Origin of the sequence: Halopseudomonas oceani (assembly GCF_963677335.1) — a bacterium.
Lineage (GTDB): Bacteria > Pseudomonadota > Gammaproteobacteria > Pseudomonadales > Pseudomonadaceae > Halopseudomonas > Halopseudomonas oceani.
The window spans coordinates 552,963-570,320 of sequence record NZ_OY781932.1; the positions used below are offsets into that span (position 1 = coordinate 552,963).

The 17,358-nt window shown below is 59.0% G+C and carries 15 protein-coding genes and 1 pseudogene; 9 read left to right on the forward strand and 7 right to left on the reverse strand.

Going from position 1 to position 17,358, the window contains the following annotated elements:
• Window positions 1–2: 2 nt before the first annotated feature.
• The 3 genes from ACKPCU_RS02485 to ACKPCU_RS02495 form a co-directional block, all read right to left on the reverse strand.
• Window positions 3–272: a PilZ domain-containing protein gene (locus ACKPCU_RS02485; protein ID WP_321349640.1), complete on the reverse strand. Its 270-nt coding sequence runs from the start codon at window positions 270–272 to the stop codon at window positions 3–5.
• Between the two features lie 97 nt (window positions 273–369).
• Window positions 370–1,257: a lysophospholipid acyltransferase gene (locus ACKPCU_RS02490; protein WP_321349642.1), complete on the reverse strand. Its 888-nt coding sequence runs from the start codon at window positions 1,255–1,257 to the stop codon at window positions 370–372.
• 68 nt (window positions 1,258–1,325) lie between these two features.
• Complete coding sequence (locus ACKPCU_RS02495) at window positions 1,326–1,895, reverse strand: DNA-3-methyladenine glycosylase I (protein WP_104736837.1); 570 nt, start codon at window positions 1,893–1,895, stop codon at window positions 1,326–1,328.
• A 79-nt stretch (window positions 1,896–1,974) separates the two neighbouring features.
• Between ACKPCU_RS02495 and ACKPCU_RS02500 the strand changes: the two genes are divergently transcribed.
• The 8 genes and pseudogenes from ACKPCU_RS02500 to ACKPCU_RS02535 all read left to right on the forward strand — a co-directional run bounded on the left by ACKPCU_RS02500 (window position 1,975) and on the right by ACKPCU_RS02535 (window position 10,386).
• Window positions 1,975–2,316 (forward strand): FKBP-type peptidyl-prolyl cis-trans isomerase, encoded by a 342-nt coding sequence (locus ACKPCU_RS02500; protein WP_321349644.1) that lies wholly within the window; start codon window positions 1,975–1,977, stop codon window positions 2,314–2,316.
• 44 nt (window positions 2,317–2,360) lie between these two features.
• Window positions 2,361–3,374, forward strand: coding sequence for a mechanosensitive ion channel family protein (locus ACKPCU_RS02505; RefSeq protein ID WP_321349645.1), 1,014 nt, complete (start codon window positions 2,361–2,363; stop codon window positions 3,372–3,374).
• A 291-nt stretch (window positions 3,375–3,665) separates the two neighbouring features.
• Window positions 3,666–4,637 (forward strand): annotated as a pseudogene (ilvA, locus tag ACKPCU_RS02510) (threonine ammonia-lyase, biosynthetic); the annotation flags it as partial.
• A 153-nt stretch (window positions 4,638–4,790) separates the two neighbouring features.
• Window positions 4,791–5,738 carry a glycine--tRNA ligase subunit alpha gene (gene glyQ / locus ACKPCU_RS02515; RefSeq protein WP_083728303.1) on the forward strand — a complete coding sequence of 316 codons (948 nt, stop codon included), beginning with the start codon at window positions 4,791–4,793 and terminating at the stop codon, window positions 5,736–5,738.
• Window positions 5,738–7,792: a glycine--tRNA ligase subunit beta gene (gene glyS, locus ACKPCU_RS02520; protein WP_321349649.1), complete on the forward strand. Its 2,055-nt coding sequence runs from the start codon at window positions 5,738–5,740 to the stop codon at window positions 7,790–7,792. Before glyQ ends, glyS begins: the two co-directional genes overlap by 1 nt.
• A gap of 72 nt (window positions 7,793–7,864) precedes the next feature.
• A complete protein-coding gene (gene gmhB / locus ACKPCU_RS02525) occupies window positions 7,865–8,398 on the forward strand; it encodes a D-glycero-beta-D-manno-heptose 1,7-bisphosphate 7-phosphatase (protein WP_321349651.1) in 534 nt (177 codons plus the stop codon).
• Between the two features lie 2 nt (window positions 8,399–8,400).
• Complete coding sequence (locus ACKPCU_RS02530) at window positions 8,401–9,135, forward strand: lysophospholipid acyltransferase family protein (RefSeq protein ID WP_321349653.1); 735 nt, start codon at window positions 8,401–8,403, stop codon at window positions 9,133–9,135.
• A gap of 75 nt (window positions 9,136–9,210) precedes the next feature.
• The gene (locus ACKPCU_RS02535) at window positions 9,211–10,386 is read left to right on the forward strand and encodes a PilT/PilU family type 4a pilus ATPase (protein WP_104736715.1); all 1,176 of its coding nucleotides are present in this window, start codon (window positions 9,211–9,213) and stop codon (window positions 10,384–10,386) included.
• Window positions 10,387–10,446: 60 nt separating this feature from the next.
• Here the strand turns inward: ACKPCU_RS02535 and gyrB are convergent, their stop codons facing one another.
• The 4 genes from gyrB to dnaA are packed head-to-tail and all read right to left on the reverse strand — an operon-like array spanning window position 10,447 to window position 16,621.
• Window positions 10,447–12,861 (reverse strand): DNA topoisomerase (ATP-hydrolyzing) subunit B, encoded by a 2,415-nt coding sequence (gyrB, locus tag ACKPCU_RS02540; RefSeq protein ID WP_321349655.1) that lies wholly within the window; start codon window positions 12,859–12,861, stop codon window positions 10,447–10,449.
• An 18-nt stretch (window positions 12,862–12,879) separates the two neighbouring features.
• Window positions 12,880–13,974 carry a DNA replication/repair protein RecF gene (recF, locus tag ACKPCU_RS02545; protein ID WP_104736713.1) on the reverse strand — a complete coding sequence of 365 codons (1,095 nt, stop codon included), beginning with the start codon at window positions 13,972–13,974 and terminating at the stop codon, window positions 12,880–12,882.
• 6 nt (window positions 13,975–13,980) lie between these two features.
• Window positions 13,981–15,084, reverse strand: a complete 1,104-nt coding sequence (dnaN, locus tag ACKPCU_RS02550) for a DNA polymerase III subunit beta (protein WP_104736712.1) — start codon at window positions 15,082–15,084, stop codon at window positions 13,981–13,983.
• Window positions 15,085–15,133: 49 nt separating this feature from the next.
• Window positions 15,134–16,621: a chromosomal replication initiator protein DnaA gene (gene dnaA, locus ACKPCU_RS02555; protein ID WP_104736711.1), complete on the reverse strand. Its 1,488-nt coding sequence runs from the start codon at window positions 16,619–16,621 to the stop codon at window positions 15,134–15,136.
• Window positions 16,622–17,219: 598 nt separating this feature from the next.
• Here dnaA and rpmH point away from each other — a divergent pair.
• Complete coding sequence (gene rpmH, locus ACKPCU_RS02560; protein WP_074496262.1) at window positions 17,220–17,354, forward strand: 50S ribosomal protein L34; 135 nt, start codon at window positions 17,220–17,222, stop codon at window positions 17,352–17,354.
• The last annotated feature ends 4 nt before the right edge of the window (window positions 17,355–17,358 follow it).

The window sequence follows — 17,358 nt, forward strand, 5'->3', positions numbered from 1 at the left end:
GCTCAAACTTCGTCGAGAAACGCCATTCCGGCACCCTCACCGGGTACCGCACGCTGAACCTGCATGCGCAAGACCGGTGCTTCGAACGGCATGCCCTGAACCTGGCCGGTCACCTGATCGCCGTTCTTCAGCTCTCCCATGAGCGGGTGTTCAACAAACACTCCGCCATCGGACAGGTCACGGGTATGAGCAAGAATGTCGCCAAAGCTGGCGTGCCAGATACGGATCTGCGCCTTCATCGGTGTCCGCGGATGCTGTCGCTGGTTGGTCAATCCCTTTTCCCCCAAAAAGCCACACTACGGTCAGGTCTATAGGCAACCGCCCGTACCGACTGCTACCTGCGCACCGTAGCACAGGCTAGCCACTACTTTAATACCAGCGCCGTTCACCTTTGGGCCGTTTCTTGAACCGTTTCATACTCCACATGTACTGGCTAGGCCAGCGACGTACATAGCCCTCAATGACCGCGCTCATGCAAGCTACAGCCTCGTATTCATCCTTGCTGTAGAGCGCATCTGGTGCCGCCTCAAGAATCACTTTGAAGCCACTGTTGTCGGGCAGCCGCACGCAATGGAAAAACAGGGCCTGCGCCTCGCTGCCCTTGAGCAGATTGGGGACGAACTTGCTGGTCAGCGCCTGAGTCGCGAAGAACGGAACGAATACGCCGCTCTTGAGCGCCGGCTCGGGGTCGGCCGGAATGCCCACCGCACCGCCACGGCGCACTTCGCGCATGACGCTGATGATGCCTTCACGGGTAGACGCGGCAACCTTGTTGCCCAGTTGGGTACGCTGCCGCTGCAGCAGCTCATCGACCGCCTTCTGCTTGGGTGGACGATAGAAGATGATCGGCTTGGCCCGCAGGCAGTACCAGTGATTGAGCACCTCCCAGTTACCCAGGTGGCTGGTAATCGCAACCACGCCCTTGCCGGCCGCCAGAGCTTCGGTCAGCAAATGCTCGCCTTCGACTTCCCTGATCAGGCCAACCGTCTTATGCGGTGACCACATCCAGGCACAGGCGCTTTCGGCAAAGCTGCGGCCGGTATCGAGCAGAGTGCGACGCACCAGGTCGTTCAACTCCGCCTCGCCCAGCTCCGGCATGCAGTGGCTGAGGTTGATTCGAGTGACATCCCGCGAGCGGTTTGGCAGCTTCCACATCAGCCAGCCAGCGAACGCCCCAAGACGCTGCGCTACACCGAAGGGCAACAGGGCAAACAGCCTGAGAAATCCAACAATGAAGGCGCCTTTCAACCGCTCCACGGTAATGCTCCGAACAATGAATCAGCGGCCATTGTAAGCCGCTCGGACGGGCAGGGCGAGAACCGGGGTCAGCCGGATGCCAGAGCAGGGTAGCAGTGGCAGTCAGTGGTGTGATCCATGACCATCCCGGTGGCCTGCATAAAGGCGTAACAGATAGTCGGCCCGACAAAGGTAAAGTCGGCCTTCTGCAGCGCCTTGCTCATCGCCTTCGCCTCGGCGGTCTGGGTCGGAATCTCGCCCAGGGTCGCTGCGTGGCCTATCCGCGGCTGGCCGCCGACAAACTGCCAAAGCCATTCGACCGGCTCATGCTCGGCGCACAACCGTTGCCAGGCGCGGGCATTGCGCCGCGCACCATACACCTTGAGTCGATTGCGAATGATCCCCGGATCCTGCAGCAGTGCCTGCAACTCATCATCACTCTGGCTGGCCATGAACGCGATATCGAAGCCGCGATACACCTGCCGATAGTGCTCGCGCTTACGCAGCACCGTGATCCACGACAGACCGGCCTGAAATCCCTCCAGCATGAGCATCTCGAACAGACTGTCGGCATCCCGACAGGGTACCCCCCACTCTTCATCGTGATAGCGCTGATACAAGGGGTCTTCACTGCACCAACTGCAGCGCACCGGATCCATCTGGTTCATGCCTTTGCTCCGATCTGAGGGTTATACTCGCCAACTGACTGCCATCTTACATCCGCCTGGGGAGACCGACATGAACGACCAGCTGCAGATTACCGACCTGACCCTGGGCGAGGGCAAGGAATGCGTCAAGGGCGCGCTGATTACGACGCACTACACCGGCACGCTGGAGGACGGCACCGTATTCGACTCCTCCCATCAGCGCGGTCGGCCGTTCCAGTGCGTCATCGGCACCGGGCGGGTCATCAAGGGCTGGGACCAGGGCCTGATGGGCATGCGGGTCGGTGGTCGCCGTCAGCTGTTCGTACCGGCCGAACTGGCCTATGGCGACCGCAGCGTTGGCGAGCATATCAAGCCGGGCAGCAACCTGCGGTTTGAAATCGAGCTGCTGGAAGTGCTCACCCGGGACGACTGATGCCCGCCCTTCAACTCACCGCAGGCACAGCACAGGAAGCAAGCATGGCAGCCAATCTGACATTCAATATGGACGCCGTTCTGCAGCGTCTGTTGGAAGAATGCTACAGCCTGCTGGCGGCACTGCCGCTGTTTTTGCTCGCACTGGTGGTAGTCGGCGTGTTCTGGCTTGTGGGCAGTTGGCTGGCACGCCGACAAATGCTGGACCTAGTCGCCCAGCGCAACCCGTTCCTGCGCGAACTGACCCGCACCACCGTACGCTGGGTCGTCAGCCTGATCGGCGTTCTGATTGCGCTGGAGATCATGGACGCCACCGCCCTGGTGGGCGCGGTACTGGGCACCGCCGGCGTCATGGGGGTAGCGCTTGGCTTCGCCTTCAAGAGCACCATGGAAAACTACCTTGCCGGTATTCTCATGAGCCTCAGGCAGCCATTTTCACCGAAGGACCATGTCACCATTGATGGCAACGAAGGCATTGTGGTCGCACTGACCTCACGGGCGACCATCCTCATGACGCTGGACGGCAATCACCTGCGCCTGCCCAACGCACTGGTGTTCAGCAGTGTGATGCTCAACTACACCCGCAACCCCAGTCGCCGCTTTGCCTTTGATGTGGGCATCGGTGTCAACGAGGACCTGGTTCGAGCCCAGCAAATCGGCGTCGAGGTGCTGGGCACGCTTGACGGTGTGATGGAGACGCCGCCACCGCGCGCCTATATCACCGCACTGGGCGACTCCAACGTGCAGATCCGCTATCACGCCTGGGTTGACCAGCGCAGCCACGACTTTGCCAGCGTCAAGAGTGAAGGTATCCGGCTGGTAAAACTCGCCCTGGAGGCCGCCGAGATGGATATGCCCGAGCCGATTTACCGGGTGCAGCTGAGCGAGCGCAATGTGACCACCAGCCCAATCAACGCTGCACCGTCGGCACCAGAGCAAGACTCGGATTCCCCCGCGGTGGACACCCGCGTTCAAGCCGACCTCGACGAGCAAATTGCGGCAGACCAGCGCAAGCGCGGCAGCGAGGATTTGCTCGACCCCAGCGCTCCAAAAGAATAAGAGGTTGACCACCACCGACGCAGCCGCTAGATTCGTGAGCATGACTTACACACGCGTACTAACTGCCCGAATGATTATTACCGCCATTCCCATATCGGCGGGCTAGCATCGTGCGCACCCAAACCCGCCTCTGAGGCGGGTTTTTTGGTTCTGTCTCCGAGGCAAAAAGCACCAGGAGACCGTATGACCACCGCCGCAATCCCCCTCAATAGCGCATCAGGCGCAGACAACGACAGTAGCCCAGAGCACACGGTTGACGGCTGCCCGGTATCCGCTGATTGCCCGTCACTACTGCAGGCCAGACTCAAACAGCAGGTCGCCAGCATTCTCTCAGCGCCGGTCTACGACGTTGCCATCGAAACACCGTTGCAGCCCGCTCAACGCCTCTCGGCCCAACTGGGCAATCAGGTGCTGCTCAAGCGCGAGGATCTACAACCGGTGTTCTCGTTCAAGATTCGTGGCGCCTATACCCGCGTCGCCCGGCTGAGCAAGGAGGCCAGAGCACGTGGCGTAATCACCGCCTCTGCTGGTAATCATGCCCAGGGCCTGGCCCTCGCGGCACAAAAACTCGGAATCAGGGCGCTAATCGTCATGCCCACTACCACTCCAGCACTCAAGGTGGAGGGCGTGCGTTCACGGGGTGCGACTGCGCTACTGCATGGCGAAGCGTTTCCCGAGGCACTGACTTGCGCGCTGCAACTGGCGCAGGAGCACGGCTACACCTTTGTGCCACCGTTCGACGACCCGGATGTGATCGCCGGCCAGGGAACCGTCGCCGTTGAGCTGTTACGTCAGCACCAAAGCGCCCTGCACGCGGTGTTCGTGCCGGTGGGCGGCGGCGGGCTGATCGCCGGAGTGGCAGCCTACATCAAGTATCTGCGACCGGACGTGAAGGTGATCGGCGTTGAGTCGGAGGAATCCGCCTGCCTGCAAGCGGCACTGGCGGCAGGCAGGCGCGTGGTACTACCCAAGGTCGGGCGCTTTGCCGACGGCGTCGCCGTGGCCCAGGTGGGGGAACACAACTTCGCCCTCTGCCGACACTACGTGGACGATGTAATCACCGTCAGCAACGATGCCATCTGCAGCGCCGTGCGCGATATTTATGACGACACCCGCTCGATCACCGAACCGTCAGGCGCACTGGCGGTGGCGGGCTTACGCGAATACGTGCGCCGCGAGGGCGTACGCGACCAGACCCTGATCGCCATCAACTCCGGTGCCAACATCGATTTTGACCAGTTGGGGCAGGTGATTGAACGTGCTTCCCGGGAAAATCGGTGAGCTGCAAAGAGATTGCCCGGCGCCGCTGTTCGACACGGCGCAGACCAGTAAATACGCCGCTTTCCTGTATGTCGGAGGCGTTCTGAATGTATACTTCGGCCTTTCTCAATTTCACAGCCCGACCTGGTGAAACACGTGACTCAGACCAATCCAGCCGTCCACACCTTTCAAGGACTGATCCTTGCCCTGCAAAGCTACTGGGCAGAGCGGGGTTGTGTGGTACTGCAGCCCTACGACATGGAAATGGGTGCCGGCACCTTCCACACCGCCACCTTCCTGCGCGCCATCGGCCCGGAAACCTGGAACGCTGCCTACGTGCAGCCCAGCCGCCGCCCGGCTGACGGCCGATACGGCGAGAACCCGAACCGCCTGCAGCACTACTACCAGTTCCAGGTGGTACTCAAGCCGAACCCGGACAACATTCAGGAGCTGTACCTGGATTCGCTGCGCCACATCGGTATCGACCCGCTGGTGCACGACATCCGCTTCGTTGAAGACAACTGGGAATCGCCGACCCTAGGCGCCTGGGGTCTGGGCTGGGAAGTCTGGCTAAACGGCATGGAAGTCACCCAGTTCACCTACTTCCAGCAGGTCGGTGGCGTCGAGTGCTATCCGGTGACCGGCGAGATCACCTACGGTCTGGAGCGGCTGGCGATGTACCTGCAAGGCGTCGATTCGGTCTACGACCTGGTCTACTCCGACGGCCCGTTCGGCAAGGTCAGCTACGGCGACGTATTCCACCAGAACGAGGTGGAGCAGTCGACCTACAACTTCGAGCACGCCAATGTCGACAAGCTGTTCGAACTGTTCGATTTCTACGAAGGTGAAGCCAACCGCTTGATGGAGCTGGAGCTGCCACTGCCAGCCTATGAAATGGTTATCAAGGCATCGCACACCTTCAACTTGCTGGACGCCCGCCGCGCCATCTCGGTAACCGAGCGTCAGCGCTACATTCTCCGTGTTCGCACCCTGTCCCGCGCGATTGCCCAGAGCTATCTGCTGGCCCGCGCCCGCCTCGGCTTCCCGATGGCCACCCCCGAATTGCGTGATGAAGTACTGGCCAAGCTGAAGGAGGCCGAATAATGCAGGCGCAGGATTTTCTCGTTGAACTGGGCACCGAAGAGCTGCCTCCCAAGGCCCTGAAGAAACTGGCCGAAGCCTTTCTGGCCGGGGTTGAAGGCGGCCTGAAGAACGCCGGTCTGGGCTACACCAAGGCTCGCTACTACGCCGCGCCGCGCCGCCTGGCCGTGCTGGTCGAAGCGCTGGCAACCCAGCAGCCCGACCGCACCACCCAACTCGATGGCCCGCCGTTGCAGGCTGCATTTGACGCCGACGGCAACCCGACCAAGGCCGCCGAGGGCTTTGCCCGCAAGTGTGGTGTCAGCCTGGCGGAGATCGACCAGAGTGGTCCGAAGCTGCGCTTCGTGCAGAACATCCCGGGCCAGCCGGCCACTGACCTGCTGCCGGGCATCGTCGACGCCGCACTGGCCGCGCTGCCGATTCCCAAGCGCATGCGCTGGGGTGCCCGCAAGACCGAATTCGTTCGCCCGACCCAGTGGCTGGTCATGCTGCTGGGTGATCAGGTCGTGCCCTGCGAGATTCTCTCGCAGCAGGCCGGTAACCTGTCCCGCGGCCACCGCTTCCACCACCCGGATCAGGTCACCATCGCCAGCCCGGCGGCTTATGCCGAGACCCTGCGCAGCGCGCACGTGATCGCCGATTTCGCCGAGCGCCGCGAGATCATCAAGAGCCGCGTCGACACGCTGGCTGCAGAGCAGCAGGGCACGGCTATCGTGCCGGCGGACCTGCTGGATGAAGTGACCGCCCTGGTTGAATGGCCAGTGCCGCTGGTTTGCAGCTTCGAAGAGCGCTTCCTTGAGGTACCGCAAGAAGCCCTGATCTCGACCATGCAGGACAACCAGAAGTACTTCTGCCTGCTGGATGCCAACGGCAAGCTGCTGCCGCGCTTTATCACGGTCTCCAACCTGGAAAGCAAAGACCCGACACAGATCATTGAGGGCAACGAGAAAGTCGTCCGCCCACGCCTGACCGACGCCGAGTTCTTCTTTAAGCAAGACCAGAAGCAGCCGCTGGAAACCCGCAATGAGCGTCTCGCCAATGTGGTATTCCAGGCCGATCTGGGCAGCGTTTTCGAGAAGGCCCAACGCGTCTCCAGTCTGGCCGGCTTTATTGCCGAACGCATCGGCGGCGACGCCGGGCGTGCCGCCCGTGCGGGCCTGCTGTCCAAGTGCGACCTGGCTACCGAGATGGTCGGGGAGTTCCCTGAGCTGCAGGGCATTGCCGGCTACTACTACGCCAAGCACGACGGCGAAGCGGATGACGTTGCGCTGGCGTTGAACGAACAGTACATGCCGCGCGGTGCCGGTGCCGAACTGCCAAGCACCCTGACCGGTGCCGCAGTCGCGCTGGCAGACAAGATCGACACCCTGGTCGGCATCTTCGGTATCGGCATGCTGCCGACCGGCTCCAAGGACCCTTACGCGCTGCGCCGTGCCGCCCTTGGCGTGCTGCGCATCCTGATCGAGAAGCAACTGGAGCTGGATCTCAACGCTGCACTACAGGCCGCGGTCGAGCAGTACGGCAGTCGCGTAAAAGCCGAAGGTCTGGTCGCCCTGGTACAGGACTTCATCTTCGACCGTCTGCGCGCCCGCTATGAAGATGAAGGTATCGACGTCGCCGTCTACCAGTCGGTACGCGCCGTCAGCCCAACCTCGCCACTCGACTTCGATCAACGGGTACAGGCAGTTCAGGCGTTCCGCCGCCTGCCCGAGGCAGAGACACTGGCCGCTGCCAACAAGCGGGTATCCAACATCCTGTCCAAAGCCGAAGGTATGGTCAGCAAGCAGATCAATGCCGCGCTGCTGCAAGAGACCGCCGAGCAAGCCCTGGCAAGCGCCGTAGAAGCGGCAGAACGATCGGTAGCGCCGCTGGCAGCCCAGCGCCAATACAGCGCCACGCTTGAGCAACTGGCGGCCCTGCGCGCGCCGGTAGATGCCTTCTTCGAACAGGTGCTGGTCAACGCCGACGACGACGCCGTCAAGGCCAACCGCTACGCCCTGCTGGCCCGTCTGCGCGGCCTGTTCCTGGGCGTCGCCGACATCTCCCTGCTGGGCTAGAGCAGCCGCAAGCTACAGGCTGCGAGGGACCAACCCCGCTGACTTGTAGCTTGCCGCTTGGAGCTTGTCGCTATGAAGTTAATCATTCTCGACCGGGACGGGGTCATTAATCAGGACTCCGACGCCTATATCAAGTCCCTTGACGAGTGGATCCCGTTGCCCGGCTCAATCGACGCCATTGCGCGCCTGAGCAAGGCAGGCTGGACCATCGCCGTTGCCACCAACCAATCTGGTATCGGCCGTGGCTACTATGACGAGGCGACGCTGCAGGACATGCATGATCGGCTGCGTCAGCTGGTAGCGGAGCAGGGCGGCAAGGTCGATCTGATACGTTACTGTCCGCACGCTCCTGATGCCGGTTGCGATTGCCGCAAACCGCTGCCGGGGCTGTTCAGACAGATTGCCGGTGAACTCGATCAATCGCTCGATGGCGTTCCCACCGTGGGCGACAGCCTGCGTGACCTAGAAGCCGGCTGCGCCGTCGGTTGTACGCCCTATCTGGTACGTACCGGCAAGGGCGCGAGTACCGAGCACAAGACGCTGCCCGCCGGTACCCGGGTATTTGATGACCTGGCAGCCGTTGTTGACCACCTTCTGGAATCCTGAACATGCCCCTGCTGATGCGCCTCCGCGTCGTTCTGTTCTACCTGCTGCTGTCGGCCAGCGCCGCCGTCTGGTGCGTGCTGATTACTCCGATCGCGTTGTTCCTGAGTGTGCGCTGGCGGGTTAAGGTCATCATCGAGTGGTGGTCCGCCATTGCGGTCTGGCTGGCGCGCAATATCGTCGGCATCCGTTATGAGGTGACTGGCCGGGAGAACATTCCGAATCAACCGGGAGTGATTCTCGCCAACCATCAGAGCACGTGGGAAACCTTCTTCCTGCCCGGATTGTTCCGGCCGCAAACCCAACTGATCAAGCGTGAGCTGCTTTACGTCCCCTTCTTTGGCTGGGCCTTTGCGTTAGCCAAGCCAATCGCTATCGACCGGACCAAAGCCCGCGATTCACTTCAGCAGTTGACCCGCACCGGTGGTGAGCGCCTGAAAGATGGCATGTGGATTCTGGTATTCCCTGAAGGTACCCGCAACGCGCCAGGCGAGACCATCAAGTTCTCCCGCGGCGGTGCGGCGCTCGCCTGCGCCAACAATGCCCCGATCATCCCGGTCGCCCATAATGCCGGGGAATACTGGCCACGCCACGGCTGGGCAAAGAACCCAGGCACAGTGAAGGTGATGATTGGCCCACCGATCTATCCCACCGGTGGTGACCCACGCTCCATCGTTGCGGCCAACAAGCAAGCCGAAGCCTGGATCAATCAGCAGTTGCAAAGCCTGCGGAACACGTAAGCGCCGACTGGTCCATACTGAGGGTTCTCATGCGGGCAGCCGCACACTCATCAACAGCTCGATCGGTGTCTTGATATGGATATTAATCGCTACCTCCGCGCACTCTCCGAAAAGGGGGGGTCCGACCTGTTCTTTAGCGTCGGTGCCCCGGTTACCTTGAAACGCGAGGGCGATTTCTTTTCCTTCGGTAACCAGCCGCTCGCCTCCGGAGCCGTCAAGGATCTGGCCTGGCAGGTGATGAACGAGAAGCAGATTGACGAGTTTGAGCGCGAGCAGGAGATGAACCTCGCGGTCGGCCTGCCCAACCTCGGTCGCTTCCGTATCAACGTGTTCTACCAGCGTGGTGAAGTGGGGATGGTGGTCCGCCATATCAGCCACAAGATTCCCGCTATTGCCGATCTGGGCTTGCCTGCTCAGCTCGAACGGCTGGCGCTGAAAGACCGCGGGTTGGTGCTGGTGGTTGGGGCAACCGGTTCCGGCAAATCCACAACGCTGGCCTCAATGCTCGATTTCCGTAATACCAACCGAGCAGGGCATATCGTCTGCATTGAAGATCCTATTGAATTCCTGCACAAGCACAAAAAGTCGATCATCGACCAGCGCGAAGTAGGGCTGGACACCCAGAGCTTTGCCCACGCGCTGCGCAACGTGCTGCGCGAATCGCCCGACGTGATCATGATTGGTGAGATCCGTGACAAGGCCACCATGCAGCACGCATTGCACTACAGTGAGACCGGCCATCTGGTGGTCGCCACGCTGCATGCGACCAACAGCGTTCAAGCCATTGAACGGGTGGTCAACCTGTTCCCGGAAGGGGAGCGCAAGCAGACACTCAGCGACATATCCATGAACCTCGCCGGCATTATTGCCCAGCGTCTGGTGCCCGCAGTACATCAGAAGCGAGTCGCAGCCGTCGAGGTACTGCTGCGCACTCCCTATATCCGCAACCTGATTGCCCGGGACGAGCTGTCGGAGATCAAGGACTCGATGAACCGCGGCCAGGAGCCGGGGCTGCAGAGCTTTGACCAGCATCTCTACGATCTGCTGACTGAGGGCAAGATCACGATGGAAATGGCACTGCGTTATGCCGATTCGCCAACCGATCTCAAACTGAAATCCAAATTCAGCGATACTCGCAGTGAGTCCCCACTCGGTATGCAACAACCGGAACAGCAAGCCGATTTGTCATTCAAGCCGGCTACTCCCGGCAGTGAGTTTGCCGACTCGGATCTAACCGACGACTTTCGCTGACAAGCAGTCAAAGAAAAACCCCTTAAACTGTGAGGTTAAAGGGGTTTTTCTGCAACCCGATTAGACGTCCAGGTTAGATACCGCCAGGGCGTTGCTTTCGATGAACTCACGACGTGGCTCGACGTGATCACCCATCAGCGTGTTGAAGATCTGATCGGCAGCGATAGCGTCTTCAATGTTCACCCGCAGCATGCGGCGGCTTTCCGGGTCCATCGTGGTTTCCCACAACTGCTCCGGGTTCATCTCGCCAAGACCTTTGTAGCGCTGGATGGTATGACGACGTGCAGTCTCGTTCATCATCCACTCCAGTGCTTCCTTGAAGCTACTGATCGGCTTCTTGCGCTCGCCACGTTGCATGTAGGCGCCAGGTTCCAGAAGGGTTTGCAGCTTCTCACCCAGCTCGGCCATTGTGCGGTAGTCGTTACTGGCAAACAGGTCGCGGTTGAAGGTGACATAGTTGGAAAGCCCGTGCGTCACAGACTCCACTTCCGGCAGCCACAGATGGCGTTCCGGGTCTTCACGCAGGCTGACCCGGAACTCCTGACCGGAGCGCTCCGTGGGAGCAACCCGCGCAGCAAATTCCTGAATCCAGCTTTCCATGAAAGCTTTGTCGGCAAGGTTGTCCACCGTCAGACGTGGCAGGTAAATGAAGTGCTCCATCAGCTCCTGCGGGTACAGTCTGGCCAGACGCTTGAGGGTCTTCATCACCCCGCGGAACTCCTGTACCAGGCGCTCGAGAGCCTGTCCGGTGATTCCCGGTGCGCCCTCGGTAACGTACAGGTAGGAGTCTTCCAGCGCCGACTGTGTCAAGAACTCTTCCAGCGCCTCGTCGTCTTTCAGGTACTGCTCCTGCTTACCTTTCTTGATCTTGTAGAGCGGCGGCTGGGCGATATAGATGTAGCCGTTCTCGATCAGCTCCGGCATCTGACGGAAGAAGAAGGTCAGCAGCAGGGTACGAATGTGCGAGCCGTCAACGTCAGCATCGGTCATGATAATGATGTTGTGGTAACGGAGTTTTTCAATGTTGAACTCTTCGCGACCAATACCGCAGCCCAGCGCAGTAATCAGCGTGCCGACCTCGGCAGAGGAGAGCATCTTGTCAAAGCGTGCCTTCTCAACGTTGAGGATCTTGCCCTTCAGCGGCAGGATGGCCTGGGTCCGGCGGTTACGGCCCTGCTTGGCAGAGCCGCCCGCGGAGTCCCCTTCCACAATGTAGAGTTCGGATAGCGCGGGATCTTTTTCCTGGCAATCGGCCAGTTTGCCTGGCAGACCTGCGATATCCAGAGCGCCCTTACGCCGCGTCATCTCGCGAGCCTTACGGGCGGCTTCGCGCGCCCTCGCGGCGTCGATCATCTTGCCAACGACAGCCTTGGCTTCGCCTGGCTTTTCCAGCAGGTAGTCAGCAAAGGACTTGTTCATTTCCTGTTCTACCGCGGTCTTCACCTCGGACGATACCAGCTTGTCCTTGGTCTGCGAGGAGAACTTGGGATCCGGCACCTTGACCGAAATGATCGCCGTCAGACCTTCGCGAGCATCGTCGCCCGAAGTGTTCACCTTGAGCTTTTTGAGCAGACCTTCCTGTTCAATATAGCTGTTCAGGCTGCGGGTGAGGGCGCTGCGGAAGCCAGCGAGGTGAGTGCCGCCGTCGCGCTGTGGAATGTTGTTGGTAAAGCAAAGAATGCTCTCATTGAAACTGTCATTCCACTGCATCGCTACCTCAACGCCGATGCCATCTTCACGCTGAAGGTTAAAGTGGAACACCGAGTTGATGGTGCTCTTGTTCAGGTTCAGATAGTCGACGAAGGCGCGCAATCCACCTTCGTAGCGGAAAAGCTCGTGCTTGCCGGAGCGCTCGTCACGCAGATTGATACCAACGCCAGAGTTCAGGAAAGACAGTTCGCGCAGGCGCTTGGCAAGAATATCCCAGCTGAATGAGATGCTGCTGAAGGTCTCGGACGATGGTTTGAAGTGGATCTGGGTACCGGTGCTATCGGTATCGCCGACAGCCTGCAATGGGGCCTGAGGAACACCGTGCACATAGGTCTGCTCCCAGACCTTGCCTTCGCGACGGATGGTCAGAACCAGCTTTTCGGACAGAGCGTTCACCACCGACACACCCACACCGTGAAGACCGCCGGAGACTTTGTAGCTGTTATCGTCGAACTTACCGCCGGCGTGCAGAACAGTCATGATGACCTCTGCTGCGGACACCCCTTCCTCGTGCGCATCGACCGGAATACCGCGTCCGTTGTCTCGCACACTGATCGATTCGTCAGTGTGGATGGTGATGTCGATATCGCTGCAGTAACCAGCCAGGGCTTCATCGATCGAGTTATCGACGACTTCAAAGACCATGTGGTGAAGGCCGGTACCGTCATCGGTGTCACCGATGTACATACCGGGACGCTTACGCACCGCATCAAGGCCCTTCAGAACCTTAATACTCGATGAATCATAGGCTTTGTTATCGGTCATCTTAAGTCACTCCAGACTTCATTCGGTCTGCACAATGTGCCCATGTTCCACGTGGAACATGGATAAGGGTGTGTCTGCTTGCCAGCATTCACTCAACGAATCCGCATCGACGCAGCTGATAAACACCTGACAATCGAGCGATTCGAGCAAGCGGCACAGCGCTTGCCGGTGGTGACGATCCAGCTCAGAGGGAAGGTCGTCGACCAAAAATACACAATCTCGCTGCCGTTCCATCAGACTAAGCAGGCGTCCCTGAGCAATCTTCATTGCACAGACGACCAGCTTCTGCTGACCGCGAGACAACACTTCCGCTGCGTTCATCCCGTTCACCCGCAAGCGAAGATCCGCCCGCTGCGGTCCGGCCTGGGTGTGCCCAAGCGCAAGATCGCGGTCGAACTGGGAGTCCAGCACCTCAGCCAACCCTCGCTCGCGGTCCCATCCGCGAAAGTAACTGAGCGTCAACCCATCGATATCAGCCAGCTCCCCTAACACCGATTCGAACACGGGCTTGAGTTGCTGCAGATACTCCTGCCGGAAGGCGTCTATCTGCTCGCCAGAGGCGACCAGCTCGGCCTCCCAGGGGGCTAGCAGCGAACGTTCAATTCTACCACGTCGGAGCAGCGAATTCCGTTGTTTGAGGCTCTTTTGCAGACGTTGCCATGCGGGGAGAAAACGATGTTCCACGTGGAACACCCCCCAATCGAGATACTGACGGCGCTGCTTGGGAGCACCTTCGAGCAAGCGGAAACTGTCGGGGTTGATCAATTGCAATGGCAGTACATCAGCAAGTTCGGACGTACCACGCGCGTTCTGGCCGTTGATGCGAATTTCATAGTCTGCCTGGCGATTACGTGAAATGCCTATCTTGCTGACACCACCCGCAACCTGAGAAACCTCGCCAAACACCGTACAGCTGTCCTGTTGATACTGAATGACCGGCTGCAAACGAGTACTACGAAAAGAACGGGCAAGACCCAAAATATGAATGGCCTCAAGCAAACTCGTTTTGCCACTGCCATTGGGGCCTGAGATGAGATTAATGCGGGGAGAGGGGAGAAGGGTCACCGGGTGCAGATTACGCACCGCGGTGACCGACAAACGAGAGAGCGGCATCGCGCGTCAGAGACGCATCGGCATGACGACGTAGAGGCTTTCGTCCGACTCGGCTTCCTGAACCAGCGCGCTGCTGTTGGCATCAGACAGCACCAGCTTCGCCTGCTCGTGGCCAAGTACGTTCATGACGTCCAGCAGATAGCTGACGTTAAAGCCGATCTCCAGCGGCGCGCCGCTGTAGTCAACCACGACCTCTTCTTCCGCTTCTTCCTGCTCGGGGTTGTTAGCTTGAATCTTGAGCTGACCTGATTCGAGCGTCAGGCGAATACCGCGGTACTTTTCGTTGGAAAGAATCGCAGTGCGGCTAAACGCATCGCGCAACGTATGACGATCAGCAACAACGATCTTGTCGCCGCCACGCGGCAACACGCGCTCGTAGTCAGGGAACTTGCCGTCGACCAGCTTGGAGGTAAAGGTAAAGTCGCCGGTTGTAGCGCGAATGTGGTGTGTACCCAGCACCACGTTAACCAGATCGTCAGCCTCGCCGAGCAGGCGCGCCAACTCAAGCACACCCTTGCGAGGAACGATCAACTGGTAGCGCTCCTGGTAATCAATATTGGCGTCTACGGTGCACATCGCCATGCGGTGACCGTCGGTAGCAACTGCACGCAACTGACCGTTGTTGATTTCAAGCAGCAGACCATTCAGGTAATAGCGAACATCCTGCTGGGCCATTGCAAAACTGGTGCGATCGATCAGCCGGCGCAGTTTGCCTTGGCTGACAGCAAAGCTCATTGCGCCTGGACCATCTTCAACATTGGGGAAATCGTTGGCGGGCAACGTGGCGAGCGTGAAGCGACTGCGACCCGCCTTGATCAGAGCCTTGCCGTCTTCAACCTTGAAGTTGAGTGTGGCGTCGTCCGGCAGCGATTTACAGATATCCATCAGCTTGCGAGCAGGTACGGTAATCTCGCCGTCTTCACTGGCTTCTTCCAGTGCGATACGGCCAACCAGTTCGACCTCCAGATCGGTACCGGTCAATGACAGAGTATTGCCATCGACCACGAGCAGAACGTTGGACAGAACTGGAAGGGTCTGGCGGCGTTCCACAACACCCGCAACCAGTTGCAGGGGCTTCAACAGAGCTTCTCGCTGAATGGTGAATTGCATTGTCTTCCTTCGACCTCGTGCTGGTTGGCAGTGATGTGGGCTGACGAACTCAGGTCGTCAGCGTCCTCAACAAATTCTTGTAGTCCTCACGGATATCCGCATCCGTTTCACGCAACTCGGCAATCTTGCGCGTGGCGTGTAATACCGTCGTGTGATCACGCCCGCCAAAGGCATCGCCAATCTCCGGCAAACTGTGATTGGTCAGCTCTTTGGCTAACGCCATCGCGACCTGGCGTGGCCGGGCAACGGAACGTGAACGACGCTTGGACAGCACGTCGGCCACCTTGATCTTGTAGTACTCGGCAACGGTACGTTGAATATTATCGATACTGACCAATTTATCCTGCAAGGCCAGCAAATCCTTCAACGATTCGCGAATCAGTTCAATGGTGATGTCGCGTCCCATGAAATGCGCACTGGCAATCACCCGCTTGAGCGCACCTTCCAGCTCACGCACGTTGGAGCGGATACGCTGGGCAATAAAGAACGCAGCATCGTGTGGCAGGTCCACCCGCGACTGCTCGGCCTTTTTCATCAGAATTGCGACACGGGTCTCCAGCTCGGGCGGCTCAACCGCAACGGTCAGCCCCCAGCCAAAACGCGACTTGAGACGTTCTTCCAGACCATCGATCTCTTTCGGGTAACGGTCGCTGGTCAGAATAACCTGCTGTCCGCCTTCAAGCAGGGCATTGAAGGTGTGGAAGAATTCTTCCTGAGAGCGCTCCTTCTTGGCGAAGAACTGGATGTCATCAATCAACAGCGCATCCACCGAACGATAGTAACGCTTGAAGTCGTTGATTGCGTTCATCTGCAGAGCCTTGACCATATCGGCAACAAAACGCTCGGAATGCAGATAGACGATGCGGGCGGCTGGGTTCTTCTTGAGCAGGTGATTACCGACCGCATGCATAAGGTGGGTCTTACCCAAACCAACCCCCCCATAAAGGAACAGGGGGTTGTAACCATGCTTGGGATTGTCTGCGACCTGCCAGGCTGCTGCGCGCGCCAACTGGTTCGATTTACCCTCAACGAAATTCTCAAAGGTGAAGCTGCGATTGAGCAAGCTGGTGTGCTTGATCAGGGCAGGTGGGCTTTGAGGTGGTTCCGAAGGGGTTCCAGCGAGCTCTGCTGCCGCCTGGGCGCTACCGCTGTGATCAACCAGCGTTTGTTGAGGCTGAGACTCAACCACCACCGGCGTCACTGGTGCGGCAACCGGGATAGGTGCCGGTGCTGCTGCCGGTCTGGACGCAGGAGCGCTGGCAGGGGCAGCAGAAGCCGCTGCGGGCGAAGCACGACGGCTGCCAATCAGCAACGACACCATCGGCGCCTGTCCCTGAGACAGGTCATCCATCAGCTCCTGAATACGATTCAGGTACTTGTCGTTCACCCAGTCGAGCACAAAGCGGTTAGGTGCATACAACCGAATTTCAGCTTGATCGCCGTCAACCTGCAATGGGCGAATCCAGGTATTGAACTGTTGAGATGGTAGCTCATCACGCAAAAAATCGATGCATTGCTGCCAAAGTGCAACAGACACTGAATTCCCCCGGGACCACTGATATCAGCGGCTTTTATTGAATACAAAACGGACCGTTGCCAACTGTGGAAAGCGGCGCTGGCAGAGCGCTCTATTCTATCTGCTCCCCCCCTACTTATCCACACGCGTGCCCGTACTAGCGACAAAAAGTCCCGCCTCTGCAAACGGGTCGACGGCGGGAAAGAATCAGGAAAAACCCGTAATCCCACGAAAATAGCGCGCCGTGGACACTGTGGAAAACCTGCCTTCAAGTCTGTTGGCAACAGAGGGGGGAGGCTGGTGATAACTCCACCTGTGGATAACAAGCCATCTTGTCCACAGGCAAGCCACAGGAGTGCATGCCATCTGGCAACGGCTTCTCAACACCCTTGTGCTTTCGCCAACCTAATGATCCAAAAGGAAAAAACGGGGTTACCCACAGAAAAGGTCGCCCTTATATATAGCTATATCTTTAATCTTTCTAAAATTCTCTTTTCATAAATATTTCTATCTTCACGAACAGCAGAAAGGAAATTGACCTTGGGATCCTTTTTCTCTAGAATTGCCGGTCCCTCGAAGGGGCACTTTGCTCTGATGTAACTTACTCAGGTATCTGACGATGAAAAGAACGTTCCAACCCAGCGTACTGAAGCGCAAGCGCAACCACGGTTTCCGTGCACGCATGGCCACCAAGAACGGCCGTGCTGTTCTGGCTCGCCGTCGTGCCAAAGGCCGTGCACGCCTGTCAGCCTAAGACC

Coding starts and splice junctions, on each gene's coding strand:
- recF (WP_104736713.1), bottom strand. CDS start 13,974: ATGCCGCTCTCTCGTTTGTCGGTCACCGCGGTGCGTAATCTGCACCCG.
- ACKPCU_RS02530 (WP_321349653.1), top strand. CDS start 8,401: ATGCCCCTGCTGATGCGCCTCCGCGTCGTTCTGTTCTACCTGCTGCTG.
- rpmH (WP_074496262.1), top strand. CDS start 17,220: ATGAAAAGAACGTTCCAACCCAGCGTACTGAAGCGCAAGCGCAACCAC.
- gyrB (WP_321349655.1), bottom strand. CDS start 12,861: ATGACCGATAACAAAGCCTATGATTCATCGAGTATTAAGGTTCTGAAG.
- dnaN (WP_104736712.1), bottom strand. CDS start 15,084: ATGCAATTCACCATTCAGCGAGAAGCTCTGTTGAAGCCCCTGCAACTG.
- ACKPCU_RS02505 (WP_321349645.1), top strand. CDS start 2,361: ATGGCAGCCAATCTGACATTCAATATGGACGCCGTTCTGCAGCGTCTG.
- ACKPCU_RS02495 (WP_104736837.1), bottom strand. CDS start 1,895: ATGGATCCGGTGCGCTGCAGTTGGTGCAGTGAAGACCCCTTGTATCAG.
- ACKPCU_RS02535 (WP_104736715.1), top strand. CDS start 9,211: ATGGATATTAATCGCTACCTCCGCGCACTCTCCGAAAAGGGGGGGTCC.
- glyS (WP_321349649.1), top strand. CDS start 5,738: ATGCAGGCGCAGGATTTTCTCGTTGAACTGGGCACCGAAGAGCTGCCT.
- ACKPCU_RS02500 (WP_321349644.1), top strand. CDS start 1,975: ATGAACGACCAGCTGCAGATTACCGACCTGACCCTGGGCGAGGGCAAG.
- gmhB (WP_321349651.1), top strand. CDS start 7,865: ATGAAGTTAATCATTCTCGACCGGGACGGGGTCATTAATCAGGACTCC.